This window comes from Streptomyces atratus (assembly GCF_040655115.1).
GTDB lineage: Bacteria > Actinomycetota > Actinomycetes > Streptomycetales > Streptomycetaceae > Streptomyces > Streptomyces atratus_D.
In genome coordinates, this window is record NZ_JBFAJH010000004.1 from 193283 (window position 1) to 209039 (window position 15757).

Below are 15757 nucleotides of genomic sequence, written 5' to 3' on the forward strand. Positions count from 1 at the left end.
GGGTGTTGCCCGGCTCGGCCGGGCAGGACGTCAGTCGGCGGTGGCGCTCGTGCGCGCCGCTTCGGTGCGGGCGGCCACCATGAGCTGGCCGAGCGCCAGTCCGCCGTCGTTCGGGGGGACCTCCCGGTGGCGCAGGACGGTGAAACCGTTCTCGCTCAACGTCCTTGCGCACAGGGAGGAGAGAAGGGCGTTGGCAAACACACCTCCGGTCAGGGCGACTTCGTGCAGGCCGTGTTGTTCGCGGGCCGCGACGCAGACCTGGAACACGAGGTCCGCGACGGCCGCGTGGAAGCGTGCGGCGACAAGCGTCGGCGCCGTACCGGCACGCACCTCGTCGACGACGGCTGCCAGTACCGGCGACGGATCCATGATCAACGGCTGCCCGTCGCCCGCGTCCGCCGGGCGCAGCGCGAAGCCGTAACCGGGTCCGAGGTCCATGGCGGCGCCGACCGCGGCGGCCTCCAGTTCGACGGCTGCCTGGGCTTCGTAGCCGGCCCGGTGGCAGACGCCCGCCAGCGAGGAGACGGCGTCGAACAACCGGCCCATGCTGGAGGTGGGGACGCAGTTGAGGTTGCGCTCCAACTGCCGCAGCAGCACGCGCTGTTCGTCCGGCGGGCAAGCCGCCGTGCAGGGCAGTTCCTCCGTCCGGCCGATGCCGGCCGCGTACAGATGGGCGAGCGCCATGCGGTAGGGTCGGTGCACGGCGGCGTCGCCGCCGGGCAGCGGAACGTACGCGAGGTGCGCGAAGCGGTGGTACGCCTCGTAGTCGGCCAGCATGATCTCGCCGCCCCACACCGCCCCGTCGTCCCCGTAACCGGTGCCGTCGAACGCGACGCCGATCACCCGGCGGCTGCCGTCCTTTCGGTGCTCGGCCATCGCGGCGGCGATATGCGCGTGGTGGTGCTGTACACGGACGACCGGCCGACCGTCGGCCCGGCGCAGGGCCCACTGGCCGGTCCGGTAGCGGGGATGCCGGTCGGTGGCCATGATGCCGGGCCGCACTCCGGTGATGGTCTCCACGTGCTGTTCGGCGCGTTCGAAGGCGTGCTGGGTGGCGAGGTCGTCCATGTCGCCGACATGGGCGGACAGCCAGGCCCTGTGGTCCTCGGCGAGGCAGAAGGTGTTCTTCAGGTCGCCGCCGGTGGCGAGGATCGCCGGTACCGGGTGCGGAAGGGCGAGCGGCAGCGGGGCGTAGCCGCGTGAGCGCCGTACGATCAGCCGCTCCCCGTCGCAGACGCGCACCACGGAGTCGTCGCACGGCACATGGATCGGGCGGTCGTGCGTGAGCCAGGCGTCGGCGAGGTGGGCCAGTCGATCCAGCGCCTCGTCGTCATCCGTGACGATCGGTTCACCGGCCACGTTGCCACTGGTCATGACCAGAAGGCGCGGTCCCGGCGGGTCACCGGGCAGGCCGAGCAGCAGGTGGTGCAGCGGGGTGTACGGGAGCATGACGCCGAGGTCGGGGCTGCCCGGGGCGACCGCGTCGGACGGCCAGGGGGTGCCGGGGCCCGGCCGAGCGCCGACGCGGCGGCGCAGCAGGACGACGGGCCGGACACCGCCGATGAGCAGGGCCCGCTCCTCACCGCCCACCTGCACGAGGTGGGCGACGGCGTCGATGTCGCGGGCCATCACGGCGAACGGCTTGTCGCCGCGGGCCTTGCGGCGGCGCAGCAGGGACACCGCGGCCGAGTTCTCGGCATCGCACGCGAGGTGGTAGCCGCCGAGGCCCTTGATCGCGAGAACCGCGCCGTCGGACAGCAGCCGGCGGGCCTGCGCGACCGGGTCGCGTCCGGTCGCGGGCTGTGCGGGCAGGGCGCGGTCCGGCCGCCCGACGAGCAGTCGCAGCCGGGGGCCGCAGGCGGGGCACGCGACCGGCTGGGCGTGGAAGCGCCGGTCGGCGGGGTCGGCGTACTCGCGGGCGCAGTCGGCGCACATCGGGAATCGGGCCATGGTCGTGTGTGCGCGGTCGTACGGCACTCCGGTGACGATGGTGAAGCGGGGGCCGCAGTGCGTACAGGTGATGAAGGGGTGGCGGTGGCGCCGGTCGTCCGGGTCGGCCAGTTCGGTGAGGCAGTCGGCGCAGGTGGCCACGTCCGGGGAGACCAGTGTCCGGGCCGGTCCGCCGGTCCGGGAGTCCATGATGCTGAAGCGGGAGCCGCCGGCGGCGGGGACCTCCCTGTGGTCGACGGAGTCCACCAGGGCGAGCGGTGGGGCGTCCGCGGCGATCCGGTCGCAGAACAGGGCCACGGCGGCCGGCGCGCCCTCGACCTCGGCGACGACGCCTTCGGTGGTGTTGGTGACGTGTCCGGCCAGCCCGAGCCCGGTGGCGCGGGCGTACAGGTAGGGGCGGAAGCCGACTCCCTGCACGACGCCGCGGACCACGACCCGCCGCCGCTGCACGGCTCCGGCGACGGGGGTCCCGGGCTGTGGGGCGGTCACGGGCGGTGCTGCGCCGCGGAGACGGGTGCCGTCGTCACGACGAGCGGCTCGTCGGGGTGCGCGTGTGCGTGGGGGCCGGTGTGCGGGTGATCGTGGGTACCGATGTCCGGATGCGTGTGGGTATGCACGCCGGTATGGGTGTGGGTGTGGGTGTGCTGGCCGTCGTGCGTGCCGTGGTCGTGGTGGGTGTGCGCGTGCGGTTGGTACGGGTGCTGTCGGGCCATCACCGGTGTGTGGACCGGGGTGCCTTCCCCGGCGGCCAGGGCCCGGTCGAGCAGCGCTCCCACCCCTTCCCCGCGGCGGGCGGCGGTGAGCACCACTTCCACACCGGGGTTGACCTGCTGGACATGGGCACGGAATGCGGCCTCGTCGAATCCGACGGCCTCCGCGATGTCGGTCTTGGTGACCACGACGAGCTGGGCCAGTCCGAACGCGGTGGGGTACTTCAGCGGTTTGTCCTCGCCTTCCGTCACGGAGGCGAGGACGACCCTGAGCGTCTCCCCGAGGTCGTACGAGGCGGGGCAGACCAGGTTGCCGACGTTCTCCACGAAGAGGATCCGGGTCCCGTCGGGCAGCCAGCCGTCGATGTGGCGGCCCAACATCCCGGCCTCCAGGTGGCAGAGTCCGTCGGTGAGCACCTGTTTGACCGGGGCTCCGGACCGGGCCAGCCTGACCGCGTCGTTCTCGGTGGCGAGGTCGGCGGTGAGCGCGGCGACCGGGACTCCCTTCTCACGGGCCCGGCCGAGTTCACGTTCCAGCAGTTCGGTCTTACCGCTGCCGGGGCTGGAGAGCAGGTTGACGACGGTGGTTCCGCGGGCCGTGAGGCCGGTTCGCAGGCTGTGCGCCGTCGCGTCGTTCTTGGCGAGTACCGCTTGCTGCAGGTCGACTTCACGGCACATCGTTCAGCGCTCCTGGGAGATCGGTTCGCGGGTGTGTTCGTGTTCGGGGCCGTCCTGCCAGTGCACGCTGACGATCTGCAACTCGCGGCCCGACAAAAGTTCGGCGGTCGGCTCGCCGCAGGCCGGACAGCACAGCCGGGGTGGCATGCCGACCGCCCATTCGTCCGCGCAGGGCTCGCACCGCGCGCGGGCCGCCACGGATTCGACGACGAGTTCGGCGCCTTCCAGGACGGTCCCGGCGCAGGCGAGACCGAAGCAGAAGGAGAGGGCGTCGGGAACGACTCCGGCCAGTTCCCCGACCTGGAGCCGGACCGACCCGACCGAGACGGCTCCGCCCGCCTGAGCCGCCTCCTCCACCTGGTCGACGACGGCCATGGCGATCGACATCTCATGCATTGCATCTCCGTCCTGCCGTGCGTCATTACAGCGGCGGGTGACGGGGGCCGGCGGACCGGCTCGCCGGTACCCGTACGGCACATGCACCATTCGGTGCAGCCAGGGGCCGGGCGGCGGGCGCCGTCACATGCAGCGCATCCGCAGATAGCGTTTGACGTCGGGCAGGATCTGCGCGGCGACGGCGACGAGAGCGGCGGCGGTCAGGCCGTAGATGAGGGTCTTCTTCATGGTGGTGGGTTCCTTCTGCTCAGTTCGTGGCAGGACCGGACGCCGTCCGCTGGGCGGCGGCCCGGTGGTCTTCTTCCTGGACGAGGTCCAGGACCATCCGTACGGCCTGTGGCACTGCTGCGGCCACGGGAGCGCTCAGCCCGATCCCCTCGTCGACATTGTCGGGTTCGCAACCGACGACGAACGTGCGCCTCGGCGGTACGGCTCCGGTGCCCGCGCACAGGGTGCCGAGCAGTGCCAGGACGGCGTCGGGGGACATCCGGTGGCCGTCGAGCAGTGCGTTCTGCGGCTCGACGGCGCCGGGTTCGTCGACCTCGATCAGGTACAGGGTTCCGGCGGCGCCGCCGCGCTCGGTGGCGTCGATCAGGACGAGCGTGTCGTATCCGTCGAGGAGCTGGTAGGCGAGGTGGACGCCCCGTACGCCGATGTCGACCACCTCGACGTGGTCGGGGAGGGGGTTCGAGAACAGTGCGCGCACCGCCTCGACGCCGAAGCCGTCGTCGCCGAGGAAAACGTTCCCGATCCCGGCGACCAGGGTTCTCGGACGTTCCTGCGCGTGGGCGTTCACGCATCCTCCAGGGGGGCGATCTCGTCCGGTTGGAAGTACAGGAAGCGCCCCTGCTCACGGCGGATGTCCGCGCCCGGGTCGCCTTCGACGGTGACCGCGAGGTGCACGCCGCCGTCGACGTCGTGGAGCACCGCTTCGACCTGTGCGCTGCGGCCCTTGAGGAACAGGTCCTGGGCGTCGGTCCGCCGCAGCCCCGGTCGCAGAAGGACGCGGCTGCCCACGCCCACGGACCGGCCGTCCACCAGGATCCGGTCCCGGGCCGGGTCGGCGGTGTCGTCGCTCGCGGGGTCCCACCACGGGGTGTCGGGGCGGAGCACGCCGCGGGCGTCGATGAGGTCGGCGCCGTCCGGGAGGGGGTCCTGGGCGGCGGGCGGGGGCGTGTCCGGTCCGGTGATCTCGCGCAGGGCCCGTACCGCGCCGTGCAGTCGCTCCAGGACTTCAGGGGGCATCGACTCGGCCAGGTCGATGACCGCGGCCGCCCGGGCGTCGGTGCCGCGGGCCTCACGCTTCTCCTGGTCGGTCAGGGCCGCCGTGCGCAGGGCGAGGATCTCGTCGATCTCGGTGGCGTCGTACAGAGCTCCGGGGCTCTCGGGGGCGATGGCCGGATGGTCGTCCAGGATGATCGGGGACGACAGCATCAGGTCCGCGCGTCCGGGTTCCCCGGCGAGCACCGGCCAGGTGTGCAGGTTGCGGCAGGCCGAGACCGCGTCCTTCGCCCACTCGGGCGGGTCCGTCATCGACAGGAACGAGCCCGTGCTGAGACCCATCAGGAGGTGGGCGGCGACCAGGGACCGCGGGAGCGCGGCGTCCCGGTCGGCCTCGGCCGAGTCCGGCGTCCAGGTGCTGGTGTTCTCCACCACGGCGGTGAGCCGCACGACCCGGTAGGGACCGTCGAGTTCGCGGACGGACAGCCGCACCACGCCGCTGATCTCCTCGCAGCGGCGGACCAGGCGGCCCACTGTCCGCCCGCCCGCGTCCAGGACGGGTTCGGTCTCCTCGTGGGCAGGCCGGGTGAAGGGGACGGTGACACCGTCCCCGGCCAGTTCGGCGACGTCCACAACCACTTCGACGCGTTCTTCGGCGCCCTCGTCCCAGGGGACCAGCACCCGGTCGGCGAGGTCGAGTTCGGCCACGGTCTCGAACGTGCCGTCGTCGCGGGCCTGTTGCACCGTGCGCCGCTGGGCGTGCAGAAACCGTGCTTCGACAGCGAGCGTCGCTCCGGGCTTCGGCTCCATCAGGCACTCGGTGTGCTGGAAGTCGTGCTCCTCGCGGTCGGCGCCCCAGCCCGGCGGGACGAGCACCCCGAACTGCCAGCGGAGCCGGTTCTTGGCCGCGGAGGCCCGGTACGGGTACAGCACATAGCCCTCGAAGAGGACGGTGTCGGCCACCTGCCGTGCGGTGGCGAACCGGGACTCCAGCGCGGGCGTGAGCAGGGGTGAGGTCACGGCGCCGTCCTCTCGGTGACGCGGGGCAGTACGGCCCGGTGCCCCGGACGCTCGGAGGACTGCGGAGGTGGAGTTCCTGCGGCTCCGGCCAGGTCGATCAGAGCGTGGACGGTCGCCTCCCAGGACGGCAGGGCCTGCCGCGAGCGGAAGGCGAGCAGCGCGTTCATGGTGTCGCGCGGCAGCCGGATCCAGCCGCAGCCCGGGAAGTGCTGCTCGATCATGTCCTTCCACACCGCCACCGGCATCCGGAAGGGCGCCTCGCGGTCCCAGGGAATCGGCTCGACGCGGAAGCCGCCGTCCCCGGCGAAGGCGGTGCCGGAGAAGAGCAGGAGGAGTGGCGCCTCACCGTCCTGGAGTGCGTCGAAGTACCGTGCCGCGGCGATGTCCAGGTCGTAGGTGCAGGGCACGACGAGGTCCACCTCGGTCTCCGTGGTGAAGGACGGGACCATGAGGGAGACCTGGGCGAACTGCAGGGGCTGGAGCGTGCTTCCCCAGCGGGAGCGGTCGCCGAAGAGGTCGTGCAGTCCGTCCGCCTCGCCCTGCTCGTAGCCGCGCCGGGCCGGTTCGATGCGGATCTGGCAGCGCAGCGCGAGGGCGTGCACCCGTGCTTCTCCGGACGCGGTGATGCGCAGCCTGAAGACCAGCGTGGGACCCGCCGCGTACGGGTCGGCGCGGACCCCGGTGCAGGTGAAGGCGAATTCCGTCACCGCGGCTGCCCCTTCTCCAGGGTCCGGGCGCGTCCCTCGACGTGTGCGAAGAACGCCTGGAGATCGGCTCTCGCCTCGGCGCCGCCGTCGAAGCCCTGCCACAACAGGCGCATGCGTCCCACCAGTTCGTAACAGATGTCGATCGGTACGAGGTAGCACTCGGCCCGGCCCTCCGTGCGACGCATCAGCAGCGCCTCGACGTCGGGTTCGAGCAGGGCGGCGAGGCGACTGGCGCCGAGCACGGTCTGCCAGGTCTCCGGGTCGAGTTCGCTCTCGGTGGCTCCGGCCGGGCTCGGGTAGAGCGCGACCAGCCGGTCCAGCGCCGCGTTGCGGAAGAAGAACGCGACGCCGACCGGGATCTGCAGAAGCTCCCACGCACCGTCGTCGAGGCGGTGGTCCGCATCCGACAGATAGCGGTCGGGGACCGTTCTGAAGCGTCCGTGGGCTGCGCCTGGCTTCTCGAACAGCAGGGCGCACGGGGTGCACGCACAGGCCAGGGCACGCTTCTCGGTGTCCACGAGATGCCGGTGACCGCCCTCGGCCACGGGCACGCCGCACAGCTCGCACCGTTCCTGCCTGGGTTCCGGCGGCGCGGCGAATCTGCGCAGGCCTCGGGCGCGGGCAACGGAGGCCGGGCGACGATCGGCCCTGGTCGGGGGGGCGCTCACGGCGCCTTCGCGGCAGTGGTCGCCCCGGCTCCGGCAGTTCCGGCCGGCGGGCGGGTGGCGATCTGGAGCAGGGGTGGCTCCCGATCGACGGTCACCGACTCCATCACCACCTGGTCCACTTCCGGTACGAAGCAGGCCAGCGCGTCCTCGACACTGCGCCGCGTCGCCGCGCCCGTGCTCGGGCAGCCGCAGCCACCGTCGTCACCGGCCTCGGCCGAGGAGCGCAGCCGCAGGATGCCGGTCTCCTCGTCGTAGCCGACGACCTCGACGGGGTCGCGTACGGATTCCAGGGCGCGCGCGATGCGCGTGCCGATGTCCTCCGGGTGCAGATCATGCAGAGCCAGCAGGCTCGACACGAGTTCGTCGTCGAGCAGCGCGGCGAGCGGTCCGTCGCCGGTTCCCCGGTCCGCGGGGGTGCCGAGGCGGCCGACGATCCGGGCCAGGCCGGCGCCGTAGAAGTCCATCAGGACCCGCACCAACTCCTCTGCTGCGGCGCACACTTCCTGGTCGCCGGTGGTGCTCAGGCGGTCGAGCAGGTCCTCGACCCGCTGCCCGGCCTCCACGGCGTCGAGAGCCCTCGGCGGTGCGACGACCGTCGCTGCGGCGCTCATCCGGCCAGTCCGCTCAGCCCGGTGGGCACATGCATCTGCTCGACGGTCTTGCCGCCGCCCACGTACATGTGGACGCCGCACGGCAGACAGGGGTCGAAGCTGCGGACGGTCCGCATGATGTCGATGCCCTTGAAGTTCTCCGGGGTGTTCTCCTCGAAGATCGGTGTGTTCTGCACCGCGTCCTCGTAGGGGCCGGGGGTGCCGAACGTGTCCCGGGTGCTGGCGTTCCACGGGGTGGGCGGGTACGGGTGGTAGTTGGCGATCTTCCCGTCCCTGATCACCATGTGATGGGAGAGCACGCCGCGTACGGCCTCCGTGAAGCCGACGCCGATGCTCTCGTCCGGCACGTCGAACTTCTCCCAGGTCTGGGTGCGTCCGGCGCGGACCTCCTCAAGCCCCTTCTCGGCACAGTGCAGCGCGATCGCGGCGGCGTACGCCTGGAAGTAGGTGCGGGCGCGGTTGCGTTCCAGCGCGTTGCTCCACTTCGGGATCTTCCACTCGAAGGTGGTCTCGGGCTTGGTCATCGTGCGCGGCAGGTTGATGACGACGCTGTGGCCGGTGGCCTTCACATAGCCGACGTCGACGAGCCCGGACAGGGCGGTGGACCAGAGGCGGGCGATGGGGCCGCCGCCGGTGTCCAGTGCCAGGTGGTCCTTGCCGTCGAACCAGCGGGGCGACATCACCCAGCTGTACTTGTCGTCGAAGTTCCGCTTCTGTGGTGCGGGGATCGTGTGCTGGTTCCACGGGTGGCGTGGGTCCACCGGGTTGCCCAGCGGGTCGTGGGTGACGAACTGTTCCTTGCCCTGCCAGTCGTCGTAGTACGAACTGCCGAGCAGGATCCGGATGCCGAGGTTGATCTCGGTGAGGTCGTTGGTGACCAGTTTGCCGTCCACGATCACGCCGGGGGTGACGAACATCTTCCGTCCCCAGTCCGTCATGTTGGCGTACGTGAAGTCGCAGTGTTCGGGGTCGTTGAGCGCTCCCCAGCAGCCGAGCAGCACCCGCCGGCGGCCGACCTCCTCGTACCCGGGCAGCGCCTCGTAGAAGAAGTCGAACAGGTCGTCGTGCAGGGGGACGACCCGCTTCATGAACTCCACGTACCGCATGAGGCGGCTGAGGTAGTCCGTGAAGAGCTGGACGGACGCGACCGTGCCCACACCGCCCGGGTAGAGCGTGGAGGGGTGCACATGGCGCCCTTCCATCAGGCAGAACATCTCCCGCGTGTAGCGGCTCACTTGAAGGGCCTCGCGGTAGAACTCTCCCTCGATGGGATTGAGGGAGCGCATGATGTCGGCGATCGTGCGGTAGCCGTGCTCCCCGGCGTGCGGCGCCTCGGTGCGTTCGGCGAGTTCCAGGACTCCGGGGTTGGTCTCACGGACCATTTTCTCGCAGTAGTCGACCCCGACCAGGTTCTCCTGGAAGATGTTGTGGTCGAACATGTACTCCGCCGACTCGCCCAGGTTGATGATCCACTCAGCGAGGTTCGGCGGCTTCACCCCGTAGGCCATGTTCTGCGTGTAGACAGAACATGTGGCGTGGTTGTCGCCGCAGATCCCGCAGATGCGGCTGGTGATGAAGTGGGCGTCCCGGGGGTCCTTGCCCCGCATGAAGACGCTGTAGCCACGGAAGACCGACGAGGTGCTGTAGCACTCCGCGACCCGCTTCTGCTTGAAGTCGATCTTCGTGTGGATGCCGAGACTGCCTACGATCCGGGTGATCGGATCCCAGGCCATCTCGACGAGGCCACTGCCGTCACCGGCCGCCTTCGTCGTGGGTGCCATTGTGTGTGCCATGACCCTTCTGGGGAGTGGGAGTTGGTGGAGGAGGGAAGCGGGGCGGAAACGGGACGTTCACCGATCGCGGGGTGCGGGGCGCCCGGCGGACGCCGCGCCGGTCACCGGGGCGATCGGTACCCGGTGGTCAGCTTGGAGCCCTTGTGACGCCACTTCGGTTCCTTGTCCACGGTCTTCGCCGTGATCGACCGGAGCCTGCGGACCACCGCTCCGTACGCTCCGCTGGCGGCGCTGGAGACCTTGCCGCCGGGCGGTTCGTCCATGAACGGCATGAACTTGTCGGGGAATCCGGGCATGGTGCAGGCGATACAGATCCCGCCGACGTTCGGGCAGCCGCCGATGCCGTTCATCCAGCCGCGCTTGGGCACGTTGCACTTGACGACGGGACCCCAGCAGCCGAGCTTGACCAGGCATGTGGGCGAGTCGTACGTGGTGGCGAACTGGCCCTGCTCGTAGTAGCCGGCCCGGTCGCACCCCTCGTGCACCGTGGCTCCGAAGAGCCAGGCCGGGCGCAGCTTGTCGTCCAGCGGGATCATCGGTGCGGATCCCACCGCCTGGTAGAGCAGGTAGGTGAGGGTCTCCGAGAAGTTGTCCGGCTGGATCGGGCAGCCGGGCACGCACACGATCGGGATACCGGCCTTCGAGGTCCAGTCCCAGCCCAGGTAGTCGGGTACGCCCATGGCACCGGTCGGATTGCCGGCCATCGCATGAATGCCGCCGTAGGTGGCGCAGGTACCGATGGCGACGACCGCCAGGGCCTTGGGCGCCAGCCGGTCGATCCACTCACTGGTGGTGATGGGCTGGCCTGTCTCGGGATTGTCGCCGAAGCCGCACCAATACCCCTCCTTCTTGATCGACTCGTTGGGGATGGACCCCTCGACGACCAGCACGAAGGGGTCGATCTCGCCGCGTTCGCCCTTGAAGAACCACTCGATGAAGGTGTCCGCACCGCCCACCGGACCGCATTCGAAGTCGATCAGGGGCCAGTGGACCTGGATCTTGGGCAGCCCGGGCAGCACACCGAGCACGATCTCCTCGATGCTGGGCTGCATCGCCGCGGTCAGCGACACCGAGTCGCCGTCACAGCTCAGCCCCGCGTTGATCCAGAGGATGTGGATCGGGGACTCCTCGTCGGCGGCCGCTCCCTCTGCCGGGGCGCCGACCGTGTTCGCTGTTGCTGCATCCATGGGGATGCCTCCTTGGAGAGCTCTGCAATGAATGCCCGCATTTCGGCGTTCATGTCCAGCTAACAGTCGGTCGGTCCAGGTGCGACGGCGAGCGCCGCCGTTGCGGTGACATTGCGGACCCGGCCGGCGGAAGGTTCCGCCGTACGCGTGCCGGGAACGCCGGTGCCGAGATGGTTCGGAGTCCGGACCGGGGGTTCCTTGCGCACGAAGGCGCGGCGCAGCGAGTGGTAGGGCGCGTCCGGGTCGAAGAAGATGGACCGCATCGCGGCCAGTTCCTCCTGCCGGTGGACGGCCAGCGGCTTGACCGCCTCCTGGCGCTCCAGCACCGTCTTCTTCCGGGCGATCCGGGCCTGTACGCCGGTCGACGAGGCCAGCCGGACGGCCAGCCGGAGGGCCTCGCCCGTGAAGTCCTGGGGCGGGCAGGCGACCGTCCGGTCCACCAGGCCGAGCCGTTCGGCGGCTTCGGCGCCGAGTGGCAGCGCTTCATGGACGAGCCGTTCGGCGACATCGGGGCCCACTCGGTGCGGCAGGGTGCGGGTCCAGTACTCCGAGCCGGAGAGTCCCATCAGCCGGTAGTGCGGGTTCAGGACCGATCCCTTGCGGCACCAGACCTCGTCGGCGGCCAGGGCGAGCATTGCTCCTCCGGCGGCGGCGTTGCCGCCCACGGCGGCGATCACCAGCCGGTCGGTGGTGGTCAGGACGGCCTGCACCAGGTCGTTCATCGCGTTGATGTTGGCCCAGGACTCCTCGCCGGGGTCGGCCGCCGCCTCGATGACGCCCAGGTGGATGCCGTTGGAGAAGAAGTCCCGGCCGCCGCCCAGCACCAGGACCGAGGTGGGCCGGGAGCAGGCGGTCCGGTACGCGTCCAGGAGGCGCGTGCAGTGCGTGGTGCTCATGGCCCCGCCGGGGAACGAGAACATGAGATGTCCGACGGCGCCGGTCTCCTCGTAGCGGATGTCGGTCCAGGTTCCGCGGCGCTCGGGTGCGTCCGGCGGGACCGGGTCCTCGGGCAGCGGAGGCAATCGGTCACCGAGCGCCAGGACGGCGGGGAGTTTGAGCGGGGCGGGCTCTCCCGGCCGCCGTCTGGCCCGCAGTTCCGGGATCCATACGGCGCCGTCCGGGGTCGCCCGGCAGACCGCGCCGGCCCGCGTGGCGAGCAGCTCTCCGGGGCGGCCACGCAGCCGGTCCTCGGGGTGTCCTCCGTGCAGAAACCACTCGCCGCCGAGCAGTTCGTCCAGCACGCCGGGTTGCGAATCGGCCGCCCGCAGCTTGCGCAGCACGGTCTCGGTGGAGTCGGACCGCCAGTCGATCCGGCGGAGTTCCTGTCGGAAATACGGCCGGGTGCCGTCGGTGGCGCGTGCGCTGTCCTGGGGCCGGGGTGTGTACATTCCCGAGGCGAATCGGTCGACGGCCTGCAGCACCGCCGTCAGCGCCGCGTCGGAGACCTCGTTGCGGTACAGGTCGCTCTTGCCCACCTGTGGTACGGGGAGTTCGGCCGACGCCCAGACGTCTCCGGCGTCCATCTCCTCGTCGGCCTGCAGAACCGTCACGCCCCAGCGGGTGACGCCTTCATGGATCGCCCAGTCGAGCGAGGACGGTCCGCGGTCGCCGACGGGTCCGGGATGGACGATGAGGCAGGTGTACGCCGACCACACGTCCCGCGGGATGGCAGTCCTGAGCATCGGAGCCACGATCAGGTCAGGTGCGGACCGTCGGACCTCGCCCCGCAGATGGTCATCGGAGAGTGCGAGTCCGACCGCCACGGTGTGGCCCCGGTCCCGCAGCTCCGCGTGGACGCGCTGAGTAAGGCTGTTGAACGCACTCGCGACGAGCAGGATGTGCACGGCGGACTCCCAGCGGCTCTGAGGTTCTGCGGCTCCCGACCGGAGCAGGTCCGGCCGCCTGCAAGCCTCGGTCACACCCGACGGGCTCCGTCACCACAGGGCGGCGGAGTCACTCGAAAGGGGGAAAGTCCTGCGGCCACCCGACGGCCGAAAACGCAGCCATGGGGACGACGGTGCATCAGGGCGGCCAGTGCGGCCCTGATGCACCGTCGGCTCACTTCGCGTCCGCGTTCTTCCTCAGACCCCTGGACCGCTTCCCGACCACGGCCACGACCCCGGCGGCACTGCCCGCGAAGGCGAGCGCGACCATCCACGGCCGGTCGAACACATGCCAGGTGACATGGTCGAGGGAGTACCGGCCGGGGCCGGTCAGTCCGATCGCTGCGGCGGTGAAGCCGAGGAACGCCGGGTACTCGTACCCGCCGCTCTGCGCGAAGAAGCCCGCGGGCGCGTGGACGGCGACGGCACCCGCCATGGCGCCTGCCGCCGCCGCTCCGGCGGCGGGTGTGGCGAGGCCGAGGGCCAGCAGGCCGCCGCCGCCCACCTCACCGAGTCCGGCGGCGACGGCGCTGTGCTTGGGCGGATGGAAGCCCATGGCCTCCATGCCCGCGGTGGTTCCTTCGATACCCCCGCCGCCGAACCAGCCGAACAGCTTCTGGGTGCCGTGCGCGGCCAGGACCGCGCCGGTGCCGACGCGCAGGAAAAGAAGGCCGAGGTCACGCCGGTTGACGCAGGTCATCGGGGGCTCCGTGGGGTAGTGGGGGGTGGTCGGGGTCACGGATCCACTCTCCGCGCCGCAACGAATGGACGTACCCCGGTACTACTCCGTCCGGGATGGCGTCGGGTGGTCCGCCCGGTGCGACGAACGTCATTGTGCAACTTGTTGCACAATGACGTTCCGTTCGTCTACAACTGGCGCAACGACACTGCGCGAGGAGCCGCCGGATGACCCCGTACCCGAATCTGCTGAGCCCGCTCGACCTCGGGTTCACCACCCTTCCGAACCGGGTGCTGATGGGGTCGATGCATGTCGGCCTGGAAGAGGCCGAGCGCGGCTTCGAGCGGATGGCGGCGTTCTACGCCGCCCGCGCCCGCGGCGGAGTCGGGCTCATGGTCACCGGGGGCATCGCGCCGAACGACCGTGCCCGCCCGTATCCCGGCGGCGCCAAGCTGACCACGGAGGCGGAGGCCGAGCAGCACACCCAGGTCACCGCCGCCGTGCATGCGGCGGGCGGCCGGATCGCGATGCAGATCCTCCACTTCGGCCGGTACGCGCACCACCCGGATCTGGTGGCGCCGAGCGCGATCCAGGCCCCGATCAGCCCCTTCACCCCGCACGCCCTGACGGACGACGAGGTCGAGGAGACCATCGAGGACTTCGTCCGGACCGCCGAGCTGGCGCGGCAGGCAGGCTACGACGGTGTCGAGATCATGGGCTCCGAGGGCTATCTGATCAATGAGTTCATCGCCGCCGGGACCAACCATCGCACCGACCGCTGGGGCGGCTCGTACGAGAACCGCATCCGGTTCCCCGTCGAGATCGTGCGCCGGGTCCGCGAGCGGGTCGGCAGCGACTTCATCCTGATCTACCGGCTCTCGATGCTGGACCTGGTGCCCGGCGGCTCCTCGCTGGAGGAGGTCGTGCGGCTCGCCCGGGAGATCGAGGCGGCCGGGGCCACGATCATCAACACCGGAATCGGCTGGCACGAGGCCCGCATCCCCACCATCGCGACGTCCGTGCCGCGCGGTGCGTACACCTGGGTCACCGAAAAGGTGCGCGGGGCCGTCTCCGTACCGCTGGTGACCAGCAACAGGATCAACACCCCCGAGGTGGCCGAGGAGATCCTCGCGTCCGGGCGGGCGGACATGGTGTCCATGGCCCGGCCTTTCCTCGCCGACCCGGACTTCGTCGCCAAGGCGAGCGCGGGACGTGCCGACGCGATCAATACGTGCATCGGCTGCAACCAGGCGTGCCTCGACCACACGTTCAGCGGAAAGATCACCTCCTGCCTGGTCAATCCGCGCGCCTGCCACGAGACCGAACTCACGTTGTCGCCGACCCGGACCCGTAAGCGCGTCGCGGTCGTCGGAGCGGGTCCCGCCGGGCTCGCGTGCGCCGTATCGGCGTCCGAGCGCGGGCACGAGGTGACGCTCTTCGACGCGGCCGACGAGATCGGCGGCCAGCTGAATGTGGCGTGCCGGATCCCCGGCAAGGAGGAGTTCGACGAGACGCTGCGCTACTTCCGCACCCGGCTCGCGGAGCAACAGGTCGAGCTCCGGCTCGGTACGAAGGCGACGCCGGACACGCTCGACGGCTTCGACGAGATCGTCCTCGCCACCGGCGTCACACCCCGCTCCCCCGCGATCCCGGGCCTGGACCATCCCAGCGTGGTCAGCTACCTCGACGTCCTGCGCGACGGGGCGCCCGTCGGTCAGCGGGTCGCGATCATCGGTGCGGGCGGGATCGGCTTCGACGTGGCCGAATTCCTGACGGACGGCGGCGATGCGGCGAGCCTCGATCCGGAGGTGTTCTTCCGGCACTGGGGGGTCGACACCGCGTACCGGGAGCGTGGCGGCCTGCGCCTCCCCGAGCGCCCGAAGCCGCCGCGCACCGTACATCTCCTGCAGCGCAGGACGAGCAAGGTGGGCGCCGGGCTGGGCCGGACGACCGGCTGGATCCACCGTACGGAACTGCGGCACCGAGGCGTCACGATGATCGCGGGCGCCACGTACGACCGCATCGACGACGACGGTCTGCACCTGACGGTCGACGGCGAGCAGCACCTCCTGCCGGTGGACACGGTGGTGCTCTGCGCCGGTCAGGAGCCGCGGCGGGAACTGCACGAGGAGCTGATCGCCGCGGGCCGCACGCCGCATCTGATCGGCGGCGCCGACGTGGCCGCCGAACTGGATGCCAAGCGGGCCATCCGCCAGGGGACGGAGCTCGCGGCAGCTCTGTGACGCCCGGGCCG

The 15757-nt window shown here is 70.8% G+C and carries 14 protein-coding genes; 1 reads left to right on the forward strand and 13 read right to left on the reverse strand.

The features are described 5' to 3' along the window. Window positions 1-30: 30 nt before the first annotated feature. The 13 genes from hypF to AB0I23_RS07790 form a co-directional block, all read right to left on the reverse strand. On the reverse strand, window positions 31-2439 hold the full coding sequence (hypF, locus tag AB0I23_RS07735) for a carbamoyltransferase HypF (RefSeq protein ID WP_359107804.1): 2409 nt from the start codon (window positions 2437-2439) through the stop codon (window positions 31-33). Next, complete coding sequence (gene hypB, locus AB0I23_RS07740) at window positions 2436-3338, reverse strand: hydrogenase nickel incorporation protein HypB (protein WP_359107805.1); 903 nt, start codon at window positions 3336-3338, stop codon at window positions 2436-2438. The genes hypF and hypB overlap by 4 nt, the downstream gene beginning before the upstream one ends. A gap of 3 nt (window positions 3339-3341) precedes the next feature. Beyond that, a complete protein-coding gene (gene hypA, locus AB0I23_RS07745; protein WP_359107807.1) occupies window positions 3342-3734 on the reverse strand; it encodes a hydrogenase maturation nickel metallochaperone HypA in 393 nt (130 codons plus the stop codon). A gap of 123 nt (window positions 3735-3857) precedes the next feature. Further along, the gene (locus AB0I23_RS41610) at window positions 3858-3962 is read right to left on the reverse strand and encodes a DUF6893 family small protein (RefSeq protein WP_436846892.1); all 105 of its coding nucleotides are present in this window, start codon (window positions 3960-3962) and stop codon (window positions 3858-3860) included. Between the two features lie 19 nt (window positions 3963-3981). Beyond that, window positions 3982-4530, reverse strand: coding sequence for a hydrogenase maturation protease (locus tag AB0I23_RS07750; protein ID WP_359107808.1), 549 nt, complete (start codon window positions 4528-4530; stop codon window positions 3982-3984). Continuing rightward, window positions 4527-5975, reverse strand: coding sequence for a hypothetical protein (locus AB0I23_RS07755; protein ID WP_359107809.1), 1449 nt, complete (start codon window positions 5973-5975; stop codon window positions 4527-4529). The genes AB0I23_RS07750 and AB0I23_RS07755 overlap by 4 nt, the downstream gene beginning before the upstream one ends. After that, window positions 5972-6682, reverse strand: a complete 711-nt coding sequence (locus AB0I23_RS07760) for a DUF6084 family protein (protein WP_359107811.1) — start codon at window positions 6680-6682, stop codon at window positions 5972-5974. The genes AB0I23_RS07755 and AB0I23_RS07760 overlap by 4 nt, the downstream gene beginning before the upstream one ends. Beyond that, on the reverse strand, window positions 6679-7350 hold the full coding sequence (locus AB0I23_RS07765) for a DUF5947 family protein (RefSeq protein WP_359107813.1): 672 nt from the start codon (window positions 7348-7350) through the stop codon (window positions 6679-6681). The genes AB0I23_RS07760 and AB0I23_RS07765 overlap by 4 nt, the downstream gene beginning before the upstream one ends. Then, complete coding sequence (locus tag AB0I23_RS07770; protein WP_359107815.1) at window positions 7347-7961, reverse strand: hypothetical protein; 615 nt, start codon at window positions 7959-7961, stop codon at window positions 7347-7349. Before AB0I23_RS07770 ends, AB0I23_RS07765 begins: the two co-directional genes overlap by 4 nt. Further along, entirely contained in the window at window positions 7958-9742 is a 1785-nt protein-coding gene (locus AB0I23_RS07775; protein ID WP_359108029.1) for a nickel-dependent hydrogenase large subunit, read from the reverse strand. Before AB0I23_RS07775 ends, AB0I23_RS07770 begins: the two co-directional genes overlap by 4 nt. Before the next feature lie 113 nt (window positions 9743-9855). After that, entirely contained in the window at window positions 9856-10941 is a 1086-nt protein-coding gene (locus AB0I23_RS07780) for a hydrogenase expression protein HypE (protein ID WP_359107817.1), read from the reverse strand. 59 nt (window positions 10942-11000) lie between these two features. Then, the gene (locus AB0I23_RS07785) at window positions 11001-12785 is read right to left on the reverse strand and encodes an enoyl-CoA hydratase-related protein (protein WP_359107819.1); all 1785 of its coding nucleotides are present in this window, start codon (window positions 12783-12785) and stop codon (window positions 11001-11003) included. Between the two features lie 214 nt (window positions 12786-12999). Beyond that, entirely contained in the window at window positions 13000-13524 is a 525-nt protein-coding gene (locus tag AB0I23_RS07790) for a DoxX family protein (RefSeq protein WP_359108031.1), read from the reverse strand. 206 nt (window positions 13525-13730) lie between these two features. Between AB0I23_RS07790 and AB0I23_RS07795 the strand changes: the two genes are divergently transcribed. Further along, window positions 13731-15746 carry an NADPH-dependent 2,4-dienoyl-CoA reductase gene (locus tag AB0I23_RS07795; protein WP_359107821.1) on the forward strand — a complete coding sequence of 672 codons (2016 nt, stop codon included), beginning with the start codon at window positions 13731-13733 and terminating at the stop codon, window positions 15744-15746. Window positions 15747-15757: the final 11 nt, after the last annotated feature.